The sequence below is a fragment of the Mesorhizobium sp. B2-3-4 genome (assembly GCF_006442315.1).
Lineage (GTDB): Bacteria > Pseudomonadota > Alphaproteobacteria > Rhizobiales > Rhizobiaceae > Mesorhizobium.
Map to the genome: position 1 here is coordinate 357,327 of NZ_VFVY01000002.1, position 18,661 is coordinate 375,987.

At 64.8% G+C, this 18,661-nt stretch carries 16 protein-coding genes; 4 read left to right on the plus strand and 12 right to left on the minus strand.

The genetic code is table 11. From position 1 onward, the window contains the following. Positions 1-552: a MaoC family dehydratase gene (locus FJ967_RS05335; protein WP_140730648.1), complete on the minus strand. Its 552-nt coding sequence runs from the start codon at positions 550-552 to the stop codon at positions 1-3. Positions 553-753: 201 nt separating this feature from the next. Here FJ967_RS05335 and FJ967_RS05340 point away from each other — a divergent pair, with 201 nt between their 5' ends. Continuing rightward, positions 754-1,851 (plus strand): lactonase family protein, encoded by a 1,098-nt coding sequence (locus tag FJ967_RS05340; protein ID WP_140730649.1) that lies wholly within the window; start codon positions 754-756, stop codon positions 1,849-1,851. A 21-nt stretch (positions 1,852-1,872) separates the two neighbouring features. Here the strand turns inward: FJ967_RS05340 and FJ967_RS05345 are convergent, their stop codons facing one another. From FJ967_RS05345 to FJ967_RS05355, 3 genes are all read right to left on the minus strand, one after another. After that, the gene (locus FJ967_RS05345) at positions 1,873-2,865 is read right to left on the minus strand and encodes a Tim44 domain-containing protein (RefSeq protein ID WP_140730650.1); all 993 of its coding nucleotides are present in this window, start codon (positions 2,863-2,865) and stop codon (positions 1,873-1,875) included. A gap of 65 nt (positions 2,866-2,930) precedes the next feature. Further along, on the minus strand, positions 2,931-3,230 hold the full coding sequence (locus FJ967_RS05350; protein ID WP_140730651.1) for a zf-TFIIB domain-containing protein: 300 nt from the start codon (positions 3,228-3,230) through the stop codon (positions 2,931-2,933). Between the two features lie 257 nt (positions 3,231-3,487). Continuing rightward, a complete protein-coding gene (locus FJ967_RS05355) occupies positions 3,488-4,477 on the minus strand; it encodes a zinc-dependent alcohol dehydrogenase family protein (RefSeq protein ID WP_140730652.1) in 990 nt (329 codons plus the stop codon). A 101-nt stretch (positions 4,478-4,578) separates the two neighbouring features. Here FJ967_RS05355 and FJ967_RS05360 point away from each other — a divergent pair, with 101 nt between their 5' ends. Next, on the plus strand, positions 4,579-5,481 hold the full coding sequence (locus FJ967_RS05360; protein WP_140730653.1) for a LysR family transcriptional regulator: 903 nt from the start codon (positions 4,579-4,581) through the stop codon (positions 5,479-5,481). A 17-nt stretch (positions 5,482-5,498) separates the two neighbouring features. Here the strand turns inward: FJ967_RS05360 and FJ967_RS05365 are convergent, their stop codons facing one another. From FJ967_RS05365 to FJ967_RS05395, 7 genes are all read right to left on the minus strand, one after another. Beyond that, positions 5,499-7,526 (minus strand): CocE/NonD family hydrolase, encoded by a 2,028-nt coding sequence (locus tag FJ967_RS05365; protein WP_140730654.1) that lies wholly within the window; start codon positions 7,524-7,526, stop codon positions 5,499-5,501. A 47-nt stretch (positions 7,527-7,573) separates the two neighbouring features. Beyond that, the gene (locus FJ967_RS05370) at positions 7,574-8,551 is read right to left on the minus strand and encodes an ABC transporter ATP-binding protein (protein ID WP_140730655.1); all 978 of its coding nucleotides are present in this window, start codon (positions 8,549-8,551) and stop codon (positions 7,574-7,576) included. Next, positions 8,548-9,531 carry an ABC transporter ATP-binding protein gene (locus FJ967_RS05375; protein WP_140730656.1) on the minus strand — a complete coding sequence of 328 codons (984 nt, stop codon included), beginning with the start codon at positions 9,529-9,531 and terminating at the stop codon, positions 8,548-8,550. The genes FJ967_RS05370 and FJ967_RS05375 overlap by 4 nt, the downstream gene beginning before the upstream one ends. After that, the gene (locus tag FJ967_RS05380; protein ID WP_348643067.1) at positions 9,528-10,418 is read right to left on the minus strand and encodes an ABC transporter permease; all 891 of its coding nucleotides are present in this window, start codon (positions 10,416-10,418) and stop codon (positions 9,528-9,530) included. The genes FJ967_RS05375 and FJ967_RS05380 overlap by 4 nt, the downstream gene beginning before the upstream one ends. Then, positions 10,396-11,343, minus strand: coding sequence for an ABC transporter permease (locus tag FJ967_RS05385; protein WP_140730657.1), 948 nt, complete (start codon positions 11,341-11,343; stop codon positions 10,396-10,398). The genes FJ967_RS05380 and FJ967_RS05385 overlap by 23 nt, the downstream gene beginning before the upstream one ends. Before the next feature lie 52 nt (positions 11,344-11,395). Beyond that, the gene (locus FJ967_RS05390; RefSeq protein WP_140730658.1) at positions 11,396-12,955 is read right to left on the minus strand and encodes an ABC transporter substrate-binding protein; all 1,560 of its coding nucleotides are present in this window, start codon (positions 12,953-12,955) and stop codon (positions 11,396-11,398) included. Between the two features lie 266 nt (positions 12,956-13,221). Beyond that, on the minus strand, positions 13,222-14,214 hold the full coding sequence (locus FJ967_RS05395; protein ID WP_140730659.1) for a membrane dipeptidase: 993 nt from the start codon (positions 14,212-14,214) through the stop codon (positions 13,222-13,224). 231 nt (positions 14,215-14,445) lie between these two features. Here FJ967_RS05395 and FJ967_RS05400 point away from each other — a divergent pair, with 231 nt between their 5' ends. After that, entirely contained in the window at positions 14,446-16,443 is a 1,998-nt protein-coding gene (locus FJ967_RS05400; RefSeq protein ID WP_140730660.1) for a S9 family peptidase, read from the plus strand. Then, positions 16,443-17,708, plus strand: coding sequence for an FAD-binding oxidoreductase (locus tag FJ967_RS05405; protein ID WP_140730661.1), 1,266 nt, complete (start codon positions 16,443-16,445; stop codon positions 17,706-17,708). The genes FJ967_RS05400 and FJ967_RS05405 overlap by 1 nt, the downstream gene beginning before the upstream one ends. On the opposite strand, the gene FJ967_RS05410 is transcribed toward FJ967_RS05405, so the two are convergent. Beyond that, on the minus strand, positions 17,709-18,602 hold the full coding sequence (locus tag FJ967_RS05410) for a LysR family transcriptional regulator (RefSeq protein ID WP_140730662.1): 894 nt from the start codon (positions 18,600-18,602) through the stop codon (positions 17,709-17,711). Positions 18,603-18,661 lie beyond the last annotated feature (59 nt).

Sequence of the window (18,661 nt, forward strand, 5' to 3'; positions counted from 1 at the left end):
CTATTTCTCCGTCTTGCCGACAAAATCGGCGGGGTTGCGGTATTTCACCGTCTGCAGATGCTCGCAATAGAGTACGAGCTCGCCTTCGCCCTTGAACACCTCGTAGCTGGCGCGGATCAGCCCCATCTCCTTGTAGCGGGGCGTCTTGTCGAGGTTGGAGCGGATCGAATAGATCGTGTCGCCGATGAACACGGGCTTTATGAAGCGCAGCTTGTCATAGCCGTAGGAAAAGGCGTTGACGCAATTGGTGGCGACGAGCCCGAGGCCCGCCGAGAAGACGAACGCACCGGCGATCAGCCGCTTGCCGAAAATGCCTTCGCTCTCGGCGAACATCTGGTCCTGCACATAGGGGTGGATGTCGAGTACCAGCGCGTTGAAAAGGTGGCTGTCGCCTTCCGCCATCGTGCGCCGCAGCGAGCGTATTTTCTGGCCGACCGGCCAGTCCTCATAGAACCAGTTCTCGGCGTTCCACACCGGCAGCGCGGCATGGTCGGTGGGCATGTTGCCGGGATGCGTCGAGGCAACGCCGACAGTCGGCGCGAAATCGTTCATGGTTCAATCCGCCGGTCTCGGGGGAAAGGCCGGGCAATCACCCGAGCTCGCATCATGGTGCCTGGCCGCACGACGGCTCCTCCCGCCAATCTTCTTTTATAAATACTATTTTCACATATGGGGTTGCGTTGCAAGCGACGCCGGGCGAAATTTTGGCTGTTCCCGCGGGCGCTCGGGCGTCGGCGGACAGGGAGGGAAAATATGCGCAATGCCTGTCTGGTCTTCGTCGGCAGTCTGAACCGGGAGGCGCCTTATTTTCAGGGCGCGCGCGGCGTCGGCCTCGGTGTTTACAGCTTCGACGAGCAGACGCTGGAGACGCGGAAGTTGGCCGAGACCGATGACGTCGACAATCCGACTTTCCTGTCGGTGACGCCGGACGGCACGCGCGTCTACGCCAATTCGGAAGTGTTTGCCTGGCGCGAGGGAACGGTCAGCGCCTACCGCTTCGATCGGGACTCGGGCACGCTCGCCTATCTGAACAAGCAGCCGTCGCTCGGCAGCATCACGGCGCACAACACGATCACCCGTGACGGTACGAAATTGCTGGTCGCGAATTACGGTATGGGCGAGGGCGGACCGGACCGCGCCGTGGCGGTGTATGGCTTTGACAAGGACGGTGCGCTGTCGCCGCCGCTGGACGCTGTTTCGCACAGGGGTAGCGGCCCCAACGCAGCGCGGCAGGAGCGCTCGCATGCCCACAGCGTCACCGAGACCATCACCGGCGGAACCGCCATCGTTGCCGATCTCGGCATCGACCGGCTGGTGTCCTACCGGATCGAGCAGGATGGCAATCTGACCAGGCTTGCCGAATCCGTTCTGCCGCCCGGCGCGGGTCCGCGCCATCTCGCCCTGCATCCCAACGGCCGCTTCGTCTTCGTCATGAACGAACTCGATTCGACGATCGTCTCGATGGCGCTGGACGAAGGGACGGGGAAGCTGTCGATCCTCGACATCAAACCGGCGGTGCCGGTCGAAGCGCGCGACGGCAATCATTGCGCCGATATCCAGATCTCGCCGGACGGCCGGTTCATCTACGGGTCCAACAGGGGCCATGACAGCGTGGTCATCATGGCCGTCGGCCAGCAGACGGGTACGTTGAGCCTCGTCGGCCATGTCCCTTGCGGAGGCGCCACGCCGCGCAATCTGGCGTTGACGCCATCGGGAGGCCACCTCTTCTCAGCCAACCAGAATGGCAACCGCATCTCGATCTTCGTGCGCGACGCCGGCAGCGGCATGCTGACCGACAGCGGGCGCGCCATCGAGACCGGAACGCCAATGTGCGTCAGGATCGTCGCTTGACCGCCCGCCAATAGACCGTGCTCAGGCCTCCTGTATGGCCGAGAGCTTCCAGTTCGAGCCGTTCTGGCGCGTGAAGGTCCACAACTCGGTCGTCTCGGTGGGATGATCCTCGTCACCCTCGACGACCTTGCCGCTCGCCCGTTCGCGCATCACGTCACGCGACTCGTAGCGCAGTGCAGCCGTGGCATAGTCGCGGTCATCCTCGCGCCAGCTTTCCGCGATGTCGGCCTGCAGCAGAGCGACATCGGACACTTCGTTGCGAAGGCCCTTCTGGGCGTTGTCGGCCAGTTCCTCGGACAGATAGGACACCATCTCGGGCGTCACTGCCCGGCGCAGGGCCGCGTGATCCTCACGGCCGAATGCTTCCTGAACCTCGGTCAACAATTGCTGGAATGCGTCGAGGTCGCTCTGGGCCAGCGTGATGTCCCTGGAATCGGTTGCCGCGGAACCTCCGTCCGCGCCGCCGCCAAAGCCTGGAATCGTGAAGGAACCCGCTCTGCCCGTCTCGTCCGATGCCGTTGCGCGATTCTCGAACCGTGAACCCCGGGCATTGCCCATTCCGGCGAGCGCGGGCTCGGGGCCACGCGCCGACTGCGACCGGAAGAACCTGATGGCCAGCATGATCGCGCCGCCGATGAGCAAGGCCTGCAGCAGGAAACCGAACATGCCGGCCAGTCCGCCGAAACCCTGCCCCAGGAGCAGCCCGATCAGGCCGCCGATCAGCAGGCCGCGCATCATCGTTCCGCCGAAGCCGCTCATGAAGCCGGGCCGCTGCGGGCCGGCCTGCGGCTGCCGGGCCGCACTGTTCACCCCGGTATTGGGGGTCATGGATCGCTCGACCGGCGCGGTCGGCGCCGGCGCGGTCCGGGTCGGCGGCGCCGACTGGAAGGTGCGCGTACCGCGACTGCCGAAACTACCGCCGCGCCGCGCCTCGGCATGATCGATCGCGACCATGGAGAAGGCAAGGAACAGGCCGGCAAACAGGGTGACGAATCGGCTTGTGCGGGAAAGCATCTGTGTAGACCTTTTATCGATGTGGGTTCGGATATCTCAGCGGGACGCCCGCGAGGCTGCGGGCATCAATCGAACAGCTCTTCGAAGAATGATTTTTTGCGCTTCGGATAGCGCTGGCCATGCGAGCGGGAATAATCGTCGTCACGGTCCCGGCCATGGTGCTGCTGGGAAAACGCCGCCGGCTGTGGCTGCGGCGCGGGCGACGCATCCCTGGCGGACCGTTCGATGATCTTGTCGAGCTCACCTCGATCAAGCCAGACGCCGCGGCACTGCGGGCAGTAGTCGATCTCGATGCCCTGGCGGTCGCTCATCACGAGCGCGACGCGGCAGGAGGGGCAAACCATGCCAAGGAGGGAAGATGTCATGCGGGGCTCCTAACCAGAAAGAAGAGCCCTTGACCGAAAAGAATGGAAACGGGCCCGTTGAAGCGGTCCGACATCACGGTCGCCAAAAGCGACAGTCAGAGGGGCCCGGCCCGCACGGGGGAAGTAGGAATGCGGGACGGCGCTTGCAAGGGCGATATTGCCGGCGGGAATGATTTGTTACTCAAACCATCACCACGATCTCAGATCGTCACCACGATCTCAGATCGTCACCACGATCTCAGATCGTCACCACGATCTCAGATCGTCACCACGATCTTGCCGAACTGGTCGTTCGCTTCGAGATAGCGATGCGCTTCGACGATCTGGTCGAAGGCAAAGCTCCGGTCGATGATGGGCCTCAGCGTCCCGGTTTCCAGGCCTTCGAGAATGAATGCCTTGGCGGCCTCCAGCTTTGCCTGGTCGCCGGTGATCTCGTGGACGAGGTAGCCGCGCAGCGTCAGCGTCTTGCCCAGCACCGCCGGCAAGGGAAACGGCGTCGGGGCCCGGCTGAGGCCGCCATATTCGATCAGGATGCCGCCCCTCGACATCGCCGCCGTCAGCGGTTCGAAGATCGGGCCGCCGATCGCATCGAGAACGACGCGCACGCCTTGCGCTCCCGTGATCGCATTCAGCCGAACGGCCAGGTCCTCCTCGGCCAGGACCACGACTTCAGCCGCGCCGGCGTCGAGCAGGGCCTGCCTCTTCGCCGCTGTCCGCGTCACCGCGATCGCCGTTGCGCCGACGCTGTTGGCGATCTGGATTGCCGCGAGGCCGACGCTGCTCGAAGCCGCGGTGACGACGATGAAATCCTGCCTGCGCAGCCCGGCGATCTCGATCAATGCGCCATAGGCGGTGAGGTACGGCATCCAGATCGCCGCCGCCGTCCGCCAGTCGAGGGATGGTGGATGCTTGACGATGAGTCCGGCGGGGAAGGTGACAAGCTCACCGTAAGCCGGCCAGCGCACCATGGATTGCGGCGGGATGACGCTGACGGCATCGCCAGGCGCCAACCCGGTGACGCCTTCGCCCAGGGTCTCGATGACGCCTGCCGCTTCGAGCCCGAGCCCGGAGGGAAGGACAGGCGTCTCGATATAGCTGCCTGCCCGCAGCAGCGCCTCGGCGCGGTTGAGGCCGAGTGCCTTAACGCGGATTTGCACCTCGCCCGGGCCTGGAGGCGGAAGATCTATATCCTCGATGCGCAGAACCTCGGGACCACCGTGCTGGTGAAAGCGGACGACACGTGTCATTCGGCAACTCCAAATCATATGAACCGAATAAGATATGCTGCGCGCGTCTCAGGCGATAAATGGTGATATGGCTAAAACACTGGAAACCAGGAGTTCCGAATATGGATCGGCTCGAAAGCATGGCCGTATTCGTCAGGGCCGTCGACCTCGGTTCCTTCGCGGCCGCGGCAGCCGCGCTCGAGATGTCCGGGCCGATGGTCGGCAAACATGTCCGATTCCTCGAAGAACGGCTGGGCGTGCGGCTCATCAATCGCACCACGCGCCGCCAGAGCCTGACCGATTTCGGCCGCGCCTACTATGAACGCTGCCGGATCGTGCTGGCCGAAGCCGAGGCCGCGGATGCGCTTGCCGCCGACCAGCTCTCGCAACCACGGGGAAAACTGCGCGTCACCATGCCGGCGCATTTCGGCCGCCACTGCGTCACCCCTGTGCTGCTGCGACTGGCGCGGCGCTATCCGGTGCTGGAACTCGACCTGTCGCTCAGCGATCGCTTTGCCGACCTCGCCGAGGACGGCTACGATCTGGCCATCCGAACCGGTGATCTGGACGACAAGGCCGGCGTGATCGCGCGCCGCGTCGCGCGTCAGGACATGATCGTCTGTGCCGCGCCTTCCTATCTGGCTATTCATGGCGAACCACGGCGGGTCGAAGATCTCGCCGGCCATCAAGCAATCGTCTACCGCCGGCTCGGCATGATCGTGCAACCCTGGTTGTTCGCGCGCGCGGGACAGCCCGTGCTCCAATTTATGCCGAGCGGCCGGTTGCGGCTTGACGATCTCGACGCCATCGCCGATGCCGCGGCTGACGGCATGGGGCTGGCGTGGCTGCCCCACTGGCTGGTTCGCGAGCGCATTCAGGCTGGCGCGCTGGTCGAACTGTTGCCGGACCAACCGCGCTATCCCTACGACTGCCATGCCCTCTGGCTGCAGACGCCGCATCTGCCTCTGAAGGTCCGGCTGGCTGTCGACGCGCTGGCGACAGCCCTGCCGAAAATGATGGCGTGATCGCCAGCCGGCTTGGCTTAGTTGAGGTCGCGTGGATACTCCTTGACCTCGCCGCGATCGACGACCAGCTCGTCGCCGTGATGCGCGATGACATGGGTCTCGATCCGCCAGACATCGCGCAACGCGCGCACCGTCGCCTTGACAGAGACATGTGCCTGCCAGTCGCCGCGGCCATAGGATTTCTCCCAGGTGCAGGTGCCGACCGCAGAGTTCGGATCGTCGGGGTGGATGGTGAACCGGTCGACATGCCTGGCCGAAAGCACCATTCCGGTATGCGGATGCCGAACGGTGCCGCCGTCATTGACGACCTGGTAGACGGTCTCGCCGGTGACCTGGTCCGTCGATACGGAACGCTGGAAGCCGTCGCCCTTGGCCAGAACCTCCTGCTCCATCGGCTCGGCGCTCTCCGCGCCGAGGAAGGCGCCCAACGTATCGTCCAGCGGCTGCGCGGATCGCACCGGCAGGATCAACCGGCTGTCGCCGCAATGGATCGACAGCGTCGCCTGCTCCGCCGTCGGGAACACGATCGGCCAATGCGATGTCGCCAGCGCCAGCCTGATGCGTTCACCGGCCTCGAAACGCTGCCCGCAGCAGCGCAGCTTGATGCGCACCGTTTCCGGCCTGCCCGGCACCATCGGCGCTATGTCCAGATCGTCCTTGCGATGGCTGAGGTTGAGGATGCCGTAGCTGACGCGCGAGGCCGCGCCCTCCGGGAACACTTGCGACAGCGTGGCGGACAGCAGCGCGACAGGCTTGTCGGAGGCCAGCTTCACCTCGAATTCCGGAAAGCCGAGGATTTCGACCGGTTCGCTCAGCGGCGCGGTCTCGAAGATCAGCGCATTGCCTTCCTCGGTGCGCTGGTCGACGGGCAAGGTCGGCATGACGCCATAGCCGCACCAGGCGCCCGACGACAGGCCGGCCGTCTGCGGCGAGGAAATCTCCAGGACCGCGTCCTCGCCCCTGGCCTCGCTCAGCAGGTGCGGGGCAAGATTAAGCACCTTCTCGCCGACGCCGGGTCCGGGCCAGGACGGCTCCGCCACCCATTTGCCCGGGCGCTCGTCATAGATCGCCGCCGGCCGCGCCGGATCCTGAATCCAGGCGCGCAGCATCGGTTCGTCGGCGATGCCGGTGTCGATGCCCTTGAGATACTGATCCCACCAGCGCAGGCATTCCTGCAGGAAGCCCATGCGCGGGCCGGGCATGGCGAAGTGGGGGTATTTGTGGCCCCAGGGGCCGATCAGGCCCTTGCGCGGGCCGGAGAGCTTTTCCAGCATCCGGAAGATCGGGTTGGGGTAGCCGTCGGCCCAGCCGCCCACCGCATAGACCGGGATTTCGACATCGGCATAATCCTCGCAGATCGAGCCGTGCTTGTAGAAGTCGTCGCGGCGCTGGTGTTCGAACCAGTCCTGCATCCAGATGCCGTTGCCGTTCAACCGCTGTTCCCAGAGGTCGCGCCAGCGGTCGCCGACAAGAAGCGGGTCGGGCGGCGTCATCGCGATCGCCCAGGCGGTGGTTCCCCACATCAGATTGTCGCACATCATCGCACCGCCGAGATAATGCACATCGTCATTGTAGCGGTCGTCGGTCGAACACAGCGAGATGACGGCCTTCAGCGCCGGCGGCCGGCGAGCGGCGACCTGCAGTCCGTTGAAGCCGCCCCAACTGATGCCGATCATACCGACGCTTCCCGAACACCACGGTTGCGCCGCCAGCCATTCGATCACGGCCAGGCAGTCATCCTGCTCCTGTTTCAGGTATTCGCCCTTGCACAGTCCCTCGCTGTCGCCCGAACCGCGCATGTCGACGCGTACGCCGGCATAGCCGTGACCGGCGAAATAGGGATGGGTCAGCGCATCGCGCTCCACCGTTCCGTCGCGCTTGCGATAGGGCAGGTATTCGAGGATGGCCGGGACCGGATCGGCGTCGGCGTCTTCCGGCAGCCAGATGCGGGCTGCGAGCTTCACGCCGTCGGGCATGGGGATCCACAAATTCTCGATCTCGCGCACCTTGCGGGGAAAATCGGTGACGACGCGGATGTCTTGCATGGCGGCTCCTCTGGCGCCCCGGTCAAAACTCGTGCCGGCGGCGATCCTTATGCGTTGAGCGGGAAATGGCAGGTCAGGCGGCTGTCGCCCACCTTGGCCGGGATTGGAACGTCGATCGTACAACGGTCCTGCGCTTGCGGGCAGCGTGTGTGGAATTCGCATCCCGAAGGACGCGCCAGCAGGGACGGAACGTCAGCCGGCAGCGTGATGCGCTGATGCACCCGGTCGGGATCGGGCTCGGGATTGGCCGAAAGAAGGGCTGCCGTATAGGGATGATGCGGTGCGCGGAAGATCGCCTCGGTTTGGCCCTGCTCGACGAAGCGGCCGAGATACATCACCGCCATGCGGTCGGCGATCTGGCGCACGACATGCAGATTGTGGGTGATGATCAACATCGACAGGCCCATGCGATCGCGCAGCTCGTTGAGCAGGTTCAGCACCTCGCCCTGCACCGAGACGTCGAGGCCTGCCGTCGGTTCGTCGGCGACCACCAGCACCGGATCGAGCGCGATCGCGCGCGCCACGCCGACGCGGCGCGCCTGGCCGCCGGACAATTGATGCGGGTAGCGGTCGGCGAAATCGCGCGGCAGGCCGACCAGCGAGAGCAAACGCAGGACTTCCGCGTTGAGATCGCGGTTGGAAAGGCCGTGGATGACGAACGGCTCCGACAACAGCGAGCGCACGCTGAGCCGAGGCGACAGCGAGCCGACCGGATCCTGGAACATCATCGGCATGCGCCGCCGCACCGGCTTCATGGCGGTGTCGGAGAGGCCCTGAAGTTCCTGCCCCTCGAACAGGATCGAGCCCGTCTTCACCGGCTGAAGGCCATTGAGCGTGCGCGCCAGCGTGGTCTTGCCCGAACCGGATTCGCCGACCAGCGCGAAGGTGGTGCCGCGCTGCAGATTGAAGCTGACGCCGGAGACGGCTTCGATCTCGCTGGCACGGCCAGCCAGCCTCGCGGCCAGCCCGCCGACCCTGAAAGAGACATGCAGGTCGCTGACCTGAAGCAGGTCTTGTGAACTCATGCGCCTATCCCTTCCAGCGCGACATCCGTGTGCCAGCAGCGGGCGATATGCGATCCGCCGATGGAGGCACTGGGAGGCACATCGAGGCATTGGGTATCGGCGCGGTCGCAGCGCGGCTGGAAGACGCAGCCGCTCGGCCTGCGGCGCAGATCCGGCAAGGTTCCGGCGATGGTCGGCAATCGTGGCACACGCTGTGACAGCCGCGCCGGATCGCAGGCCAGCAGCTTCTGCGTGTAGGGATGGCGCGCATTGTGGAAGATTTCGCGGGTCGTGCCGCTCTCCACCACCTCGCCGGCATACATCACGATCATCTCGTCACAGAGTTCCGCGATGACGCCCAGATGATGCGAGATGAACAGCACCGAGCAGCCGATCTCGCGCTGCAGATCCTTGAGCAGTTCGATGGTGGCCACCTCGAGCGTGGCGTCGAGCGCGGTGGTAGGCTCGTCGGCGATCAACAGTGCCGGCTCCATCATCAGCGCCATGGCGATGGCGATGCGCTGCTTCATGCCGCCGGAGAATTCATGCGGAAACTGCGCCAGCCGGCTTTCCGGATCTGGAATGCGGACCTTGCGAAGCATGGCGACCGAGCGCGCATCCTTGTCCCGCTTCGACAGGTTCGAGCGGTACTGGATGTCGCGCATCTGCCGCCCCACCGACAGCACGGGATTGAGCGCGCCCATCGGGTCCTGGAACACCGTGGCGATGCGCTGCCCGCGCAGGCCGCGCATCGCTGTCGGATCGAGACGCGCAAGGTCCTTGTCGCCCTCGAAGACGATCTCGCCGGCCGATATCTCGCCATTGTCGGCAAGCAGGCCGAGGATGGCGTTGATCAGCGTCGATTTCCCGCAGCCGGATTCGCCGACCACGCCGACGCTGCGGTTGGAAGGCACGGAAAAGCTAACGTCCTTCAGCGCTTCCAGCCGTCCGCTTTCCGTGTGGAAGGCCACGCTGAGGCCCTTGACCGCGAGAACAGTCATGTCCGCCCCTTCAGCCTGGGATCGAACAGATCGCGCAAGGTCTCGCCGAAGAAGGTGAAGCCGAGCGTCGTCAGCACGATCGGCAGGCCGCCGGCGATCACGATCCAGTAGGAATCGCGGATGTTGGCGAAGCCGTCATTGAGGATCGCGCCCCAGCTCGGCGTTGGCGGCCGCACGCCAAGGCCGAGGAAGCTCATGCCGGCCTCGATCGCCACGACGACGGGAATGTCCATCGACACCAGGATCAGGATGGGGCCGATGATGTTGGGCAGGATGTGGACGCGCAGGATGCGGCCCGCGCTTGCCCCCATCGAGCGCGCCGCCATGACATGTTCCGCCGATTTCAGCACCAGCGTCTGGGTCCGGATGATGCGGGCATAGCCCGGCACATTGACCAGCATCACCACAACCACGACGGCATAGAGCGAGGGGCCGAACAGCGTGACCAGGGTCAGCGCCAGCATCACGGTCGGGAAGCTCTTCACGGCGTCGAAGACAAGCAGCAGCACATTGTCGAGCCAGCGCGGGCCGTAACCGGCGATCAGGCCCAGCACGACGCCGACGAGCAGCGACACCGCGGTCGATCCCAGCGCGATCAGCAGGGCGACGCGTCCGCCATAGAGCACGCGGGTAAAAAGGTCGCGGCCGAGATGATCGGTGCCGAGCAGATGCAGCAGGCTTGGCGAGGCGAAGCGTTCGGCCGGCGAAATCTTGCTCGGCGTATAGCCGGTCAGGATACTGGCGAACACGGCTGACAGCACCACCACGGCCACCAGCGTCAGGCCGATGGCGCCGAGCGGCTCGCGCATGATGCGCCGCACGGTGCGCCCTATGCCGCCCAGGCGGCCGCCGCGGAAAGGCAGCTCAGCTGAAACTTGATCTGACACGGGGATCCAGGAGGCCGACCACTATGTCGGCGGCTACGTTGACGAGGACGAAGAACACGGTGGTGACCAGCACGGCGCCGGAGACGATCGGGTAGTTGCGCACCGAAATCGCCTCATAGACCAGCTTGCCGATGCCTGGCCGCGCAAAGACGATCTCGGCGAAGACCGAGGACGACAGCATGTGGCCGATGCCGACGCCGAGCAAGGTGATGGTCGGCAACACGGCGATGCGCAACGCGTAGGTATAGATGATGCGGTGTTCCGGCAGGCCGAAGGCACGTGCCGTGCGGATGTGGCTCGCCTCCAGCGTCTCCAGCATCGAGGCGCGCACCATGCGCGAGATGTAGCCGATCCAGCCGAGGCCGACTGCCAGCGACGGCAGGATCAGGTGCTGGAGCTGGCTGGCGATGTTGCCCGGTTCGCCGGCCCCGATCGCCGGCAGCCATTGCAGCGCAACCGCGAACACCAAGAGCGAATAGATGGCGATGACGAAGGAGGGCACCGCGATCATGGCCACCGACAGCACGCCGATCACCTGGTCGACGAAACCGCCGCGCCGCACCGCGGCGATACAGCCAAGCGGAATGCCCAGCGCCACCGACCAGGTTATGCCGCCGACGATGAGCGCCAGCGTGAACGGCAACTGCTCCATCACCACGTCCAGCACCGGCCGGTTGGACAGGACCTCGGTACCGAGGTCGCCGCGCAGGGCGGAGCCGTAGAAGTTCGTGAATTGCCGCCAGACCGGCTGATCGAGGCCCATGCGCTCACGCAACGCTTCCTTCATCTCCGGTGTCGCGCGCGGTCCGAGCGCCACGGAGGCCGGGTCGCCGGGGATGAGGTAAACCATGGCGAACATCATCATCAGCGCGAAGCTGATGATGATGGCGCCCAGCCACAGACGCTTGAGGGCGTAGCGGATCATTTCAATACCTGTCGGAAGGTCTCCGGCGGGGGCTGGCCCCCGCTGGTCGGTATCATGCCGGTTTGAAATCGGTGAATACCGGCTCTCCATTCGGCTTCAGGCCGGCGGCGACCGAGTCACGGTACATGATGCCGGTGACCTCATGCGTCAGGAAGACGTAGTTGCCGTTCTCCTCCATCAGGTCCTGCAGCTTCTTGTAGATGACGTCGCGCTTGGCCGGGTCGAGTTCGACCATGCCTTCGGCATTGAGCTTGTCGAATTCCTCGCTGGAGAAACGCTCCCAGTTCCACACACCGATCTGGTCGCGTGTGAACCAGGCTGTCGCCCAGCTTGGATCCGGCTGCATGGAGAAACGGCTGATGATCATCTGCAGCTTCTTCCAATAGTCGCCTTCCTTGGCGCCGAGCGTCCAGAAGGTGCCGCTGTCGTTCTGTTTGATCTCGACGTTCAACCCGACATCCGTCAGGTTCGACTGCACCACCTGCGCGGCGGTCAGACGTTCGGTCTTGTTGAGGATGTCGAGCGTGATCGTGGCGCCGGCAGCACCTTCCTTGGCCAGCATGTCGCGGGCGCGGTCCGGGTCGAAGTCATAGAGGTTCTTCTCGCGGTGTCCGGGCAGGCCGGGCGCGATGATGCCGGTGGCGGTTGCGGCCGCGCCGAAATAGGCCGCGTCGACCACGGCCTTGCGGTCCACGGCATACTGAACAGCGCGGCGCACATTCGGGTTGTCGAAGGGCGCGACGTCCTGGTTCATGCCGAGCCAGACGAAGGCCAGCGAAGGCTTCTCCACCACCTTGGTCTTCGGCGGCGGCGTCTGCTTCAGCCGCGAAATCGAAGAGACGGCGGTCCAGGTGTAGTCGAGATCGCCGGCCTCGTAGCCGAGTTCGCCGGTCTTTTCGTCCTCGATCGGATGGATGTGGATTTCGGCGAAGCCGCCCGGCTCGTATTTCCAGTCCGGATTGCGCACCAGCACTGTGCGCTGCTTGGGCAGCCATTCCTTCAAGATGTAGGGACCGGATTGCGCGACCGGCTTGACGCCCAGCTTGCCGCCAAGTTCGGTGATGGCTTTCTTCGACAGGATGGTGCCCGACGGCGTCGGCAGGGTCGATGTCCACAGCGGCGCGAAAGCCTGCTTGAGATGGATGATGCCCGACAGCTTGTCCTTAACCTCGACCTCCTTCAGCGTCGCCCAGTCGCCCGCATAGGGGCTCTTGTTGGCCGGGTCGGCGATGCGTTCGATCGAGAACTTGACGTCCTCCGCCGTCATCTGGCCGTAGCCGTCGGTGAAGCCGATATTGTCGCGCAGTTTGAAGGCGACGGTCAGCGGGTCGAGCTGCGTGATCGTCTCCGCCGCCATCGGCCGCCAGCCCCAGCTGTCGCCAGGCGTGGTGACGACAAGCCCGGCGAAGATGACGCTGGTGATATCGCCTTCGGGGGCTGCAAGCCGGAAGCAAGGGTCGAGCGTCTGGATGTCGGCGTAGGAGCGCACCTTCAGAATCGGGCCATCGGCCGACCAGGAGATTTTCGGATTGACCATCGAGGCAAGGCCGAAGGCTCCGGCGCCAGCCAGCAGGCCGCGACGCGAAACCCGGGCGTCGGTTAAAATGGACATGCTCTACCCCTCTGCTGTTTTCGTTGTCGTGCTTTTTAGCCACGGGCCTTGAGGCCGCGCCGAATTCCTCGGTCGGCTAAAACTGCTAGGGATAGACATATATGTCTAGCGAAAATTTTGCTGGCTTGTCCGAATCTTGGATACTGCCGGCCTTGCGCGAAAGACCATGGTCCGATCCGGCCGCCCCGGCATGTGGCCGGCAGGGCGGCGCGGTGCGACATACGATTGGATCAAGAGCCGGGATGGAGCGGCGGCGCTACTGCCGGTTATTTCCAGATTTCAGTCGCCAGGCGCATGAAATTGCCGCCCATGATGTCACGCACGGCTCTTTCAGTTTGACCGCGACGCAGCAGGACTTCGGCCAGTTCGAGCATCTGGCCAGGAGCGGAGTAGCTTGTTGCGCCCTCCGGATATTGGTCCTTGGGCCAGAATTGCGGATTGTCGGCAATGACGCTGTCTATGCCCTCGACATCGACCGGAAAGGCATAGTCCAGCCCGATGCCGACATGGCGCGGGCCGATCAGATCGGCGAGATACTCGATGTGGTCGGCCAACCTTTCGGAATCCGTCCGACCCTCGCCCAGGAAGCGATTGAGCCCGACGATCGCGACAATGCCGCCGGTGCGCGCACAGGCCTTGATCTGGTCGTCGGTGATGTTGCGGCCATGGCCGCACAGCGCCTTGGGATTGGAGTGCGAGAAGATGACCGGCCGGTTGGAATACTCCATCGCCTCCATCGAGGTGCGGTAACCGGTGTGGGTGACGTCGACGAACATGCCGAGACGGTTCATCTCGTCGATGACCTCGCGGCCGAACGCCGTCAGGCCGGTCTCGACATCGTGGCAGCCGCCGCCGGCGAGGTTGTTCCTGTTGTAGGCGAACAGAATCTGGCGCACGCCGAGCTGGTGATAGAACTCGACCATTTCGATGCGGCCATCGAGCGCGTTCATGCCCTCGATGTCGAAGGTGATCGCGAGCTTGCCCTCGGCCTTGGCCTTGCGGATCTCGGCCACCGATGAGACCAGCGTGTAGTGCTGTGGATTGGAAAGAACCCAGTGGCGGAAGTTCGCCAGCGTCCGGACCGTCTGCTCCCACGGCAGCAGGTCGAACCCGACATCGATCGACAGATAGTCGATGCCGGCATCGCGCCAGATCTTGAGATTGTTGAGGTCCGCCGCCGGATCCGGCATGAAGCCGGAATGGGCATCCCATATGATTTCACTGTCGAAAATGGTCCGGGCGGTCTTCGAAACGTTCACTTTTTTCCTCGCTCTCTCGGCAGCAACAGCATCGTCGAATAGCGGATCAGGCGATGATCCTGGAGCATGATCCAGATGCAGCATGCATCAAGTATCAGGCCACAGACACATGTGTCTAGACAGGTGCGATTGAGCCTGTATGGTCCCCATCACTGACGTCGGGACATCGCGGCGCGGCTCTATTCAAGGGCTGCGCGGCGGGTCTGCAACGCTTTATCGTGAGGGTATCCGATGCAACGGGATTTTCGCTCGTCGGCGGAATTCGAAGCCGCACACGGCTTCTACGGCGACCTTCTGGGTGCCCCTGGTCACGTCTTCGGCGCTCGCTCGCTGTGCGGTCATCAAAGTGCAAGGCAGCTCTATTTCATAGGGCAGAGTTTCGAAGGACCGATCGAGGCCGGACCCGGCAGTAGGCTATACCGGGTCGAGCGCGGCGGCGGCGCACCCGAGCGGCTGGGCGACAGGGAAGCCCGCCAGATTCGGCTGTCTCCGGACGGCAGGTTGCTGGCATTTGCCTGCCAGGGCGACGGTCCGGCGACGGACCTGATCGAGATAAGATCGGACGGCGCTGTCGTCGCCAGCACCACCTTGAGCGGACGCATCGAACAGCTCGACTGGTCGCCCGATGGCGGGAAGCTCCTTCTGGTGGTTGCCGGCACCGGCGCCGATCTTGCCGGCATCCACGGCGGCTATGCCCAGAAGCAACCCAAGGAAGCCGTGGCCTGGCTGCCCGAGGTGAGGCTCGGCGAGGGCGAGGATCTGTGGCGCCGCATATGGATCTGGGATCTCGAGGGTGCCGCCCGCCCGCTCACCGCGCCGCCTCTCAACGTCTGGGAAGCGAGTTGGTCCGGCAATGACGGCATCGCGGCATTGGTCAGCGACGATCACGGCGAAGGCAGTTGGTATAGGGCGCGGCTGGCGCTGGTGGATGCCGGGTCGGGCGCCGCGCGCACCGTTCATACGCCGACGGACCAGATCGGCTGCGTCAGGGGCAGCCCGGACGGAGACAGGATCGCGTTCATCCAGGCCTTCTGCAGCGATCGCGGGCTGGTCGCCGGCGCGCTTTCCATCCTGAACCGGAAGACCGGTTCCGTCACGACCGCCGAAACGTTGGGCGTCGATGTCACGTCGGTCGAATGGCGCTCGGCGACGACGATCCATTTCGCCGGTGCGCGCGGCCACGAAACGGCGATCGGAGATTTCGCGGTCGACCGCTTGCTCGCGACGCAGCTTTGGGCATCGCGCGAACTCACCAATGGCGAATGGGTGCCGGCATCGAGCCCGATAGGTGAAGGGGGCTCGCTGTTCATCGCCGAATCCTGGTCGCGCGCGCCGTTCCTCGCCGAAGTGACCGACGGCAAGATTGTCGAACTGGTCTCATTGGCCGCACCCGCCGCCGCCCGCGCGACGGCCGCTTGCGGTATGGTCGAACCTTTCCAATGGATTGCGCCTGACGGCCTCGCGATTGAGGGCTGGCTGGTGCGGCCAAGCGGCGCGACAGCCCCGACGCCGCTCCTGGTCGACGTGCATGGCGGCCCGGTCTCGGCGCATCGCAACCGCTGGCTCGGCCGGTCGCGCGCCGGCGCCATGCTCGTCAGCCGTGGCTGGACCGTGCTCTTCCCCAACCCGCGCGGCAGCACCGGGCGCGGCGACGGCTTTGCCCGCGCCGTCAAGGGCGACATGGGCGGCGCCGATGCGCAAGACATCCTCAGCGGGGTCGATGCCCTGATCGAACAAGGTCTTGTCGATGCCGGGTGCGTCGCCGTCACCGGAACCAGCTATGGTGGCTTCATGTCGGCATGGCTGCCTTCGCAAAGCGACCGCTTCGCCGCCGCCATACCGATCTCCCCGGTCGGCGACTGGTACAGCCAGCACCGCACGTCGCAGATTCCCGAATTCGACGAGATCATGCTGACGACATCGCCATGGCAGTCCGGCGGCGACTATTTTGCGCGCAGCCCTGCTTTTCACAAACAGAAGAAACCAGTGCCTTCGCTGATAATGGCCGGCGCCATCGACAAGAGTACGCCGCCGGGACAGGCCGAGGAATGTCATTTCGCGGCCCTGAGGTCGGGCGCGCCAAGCGTGCTCGTCATCTATCCGAATGCCGGGCACAGCCTGCGCGGCTACCCCGAATACATCGACAGCGCCGCACGCATCCTGTGGTGGCTGGAAAGGCATATCGGCCCGGCCAAGGGACCCGGACAGAAAGCAGAAGGAGAAGAATGATGAGCGCAAATGGCCACGATGGCGCCAACAGACATATCGCCGTGATCGGCGGCGGCATCATCGGCTGCAGCGCGGCTGTCCACCTGCTGCGGTCGGGCGTGCGCCAGGTGACGATCATCGATGCGGGGCAGCCGGGCGCCGCGACCACCGGTGCCGGCGCTGGCTTCGTCTCGCACTGGTCCGCAGGCATGATCCCGCTCGGCGAGGAAGGTTTTCAGCTACAGCAATATGGCCTCGACTTCTATCGCCGGCTGCACGAGGTCGGCGTCGAGATCGGCTACCGGCCGAACGGCACGCTGATCATGGCGCTCACCGAGGACGGACGCGACCGTTTCGTCCGCCCGGTGCTGGAGTCCCCTCACGCACCTGCGGAAATGCAGGATTTGAACGCCGTCCAGATCGGGCAGAGGATGCAGGGCCTGATCGATCCGGCGCGGGTCCACTCGGCGGCCTACAACCCGCACGGCATCCAGGTCGATACATCGCTGGCGATGAAGGTGCTGACGGGCCAGATCAGCGAGCTTGGCGGTGTCTTCCGCAACGGCACGCGCGTCACCGCCATCCATGATGCCGGCGATCGGGTGACGATCGAAACCGACAAGGGCCGCGTCGAGGCCGATGGCGCGATCGCCGCCGCCGGCGCCTGGAACAACCAGGTGATTTCAGGCCTTGGCTGGCAGCTCCCACTGCTGCGCGTCGTGGCGACACGCATCGTCACCGACGACAGGGGCCTGCCGTCGACGATCCCAACGGTCCAATGCCGCGAATTGCGGCTGTGGCTGCGCGAAACTTTCGGCGCCGTCATGTGGGGCACGGGGCGGCACTACAAGCCGTTGTACAAGACCGCCGACAGCGAGATCGAGCCCGGCCAGCCGCACAATACGGAGCTGATGCGCGAGACCTTCGACGAAGAGCTTGCCGAGTTGCAGGCGATCTTCCCGCCGCTGCGCGGCTCGAAGCTCGCGAGCTGGGCGCAGGGAGTGCCATGCTACACGCCCGACAACGGGCTTGTTGTCGGCAAGGTGCCCGGCAGCGGCAATGTCGTCGTCGCCGGGGGCGACAATGAGAGCGGGGTGACGCACGGTCCGGGCCTCGGCCGTCTGGCCTCGGAACTTGTACTCGGACAGCAGCCCTTCGTTGCCCCGGCGCGGTTCCGCGTCGAGCGTTACGCGTCCGATGCCTTCAAATCGGAGGCCGAGGTCGAGGCTGCCATGCCGGCCTGGGGTGCACGCCACGAAGCCTCGCGCTTTGGCCGCTCGGCTTGATCAATTGGCGCCGACGCTGCCCAGCAGTGCCCGGGCTACCGCCTTGACCGTCGGGCCGGCATTCTTCCTCATCACGATATGGAAGGATCCGGCGTGACGGCGTGAGGCTCTGGTCAGCCGGACAAGCTGGCCAAGCCGAAGCTGCTCGTCGGCGAAACCCGCCCAGGCAAGCGCGGCGCCGCGTCCGGCGATGGTCTCGTGGATCATCGACATGTAGCTCGTGAACCGCGGTCCCTCGAGTTTGCGGTTGGTTCCAATCCAGGACTGCCAGCTGTCGATCGCCCTCGGCGGCGTCGCCTGGTGCAGCAGCGGCACGCCGAGGAACGCTTCGGGTTCCTCCGACGCAAGCGCGGGATACCGCGCCAGGAAAGCCGGCGCGCAGACCGGGAACCACTCGCCGTCGAACAGCTTCTCGGCAACGAGGTCGGGCCATTGTTCGGCCTCGCCGAAGCGGATCGACAGCGCCACCTCCGGCTGGTCGAAATCCCTGTAGTCGCTGGATGTCTGCAGCAGCACCCGGCCGTCGGCGACCAGCGACGTGATGAGGCCGAAGCGCGGCATCAGCCATGCCTGGGCGAGGTCGTGGCTGCAGCCGACGACGAACGTATCGCTGTCATGCTCGGTCAGTTCCTCGACCGCCTGCCGGATGGTCGTCAACCCATCGCGGATCGCCCCCGCCAGGGCGATGCCGGCCCCGGTGATGGCAACGCGGTTGCCTCTGCGGCTGAACAGCTCGACCGACAATTGCCGTTCGAGATTGGCGACATGCCGGCTGACCGCCGATTGCGCGATGTTGAGTTCCTGCGCGGCGGGCGTCAGCCCGCCATGCCGCGCGGCGGCCTCGAAGACGACCATGGCGTTGAGCAGCGGTAGCGATGTCTTGAGCGTCTTCACGGCAGGCTTTCATGCTTTTTCGATATGAAGGTCTACCATTTCGGTATTTGCCGCAAGCA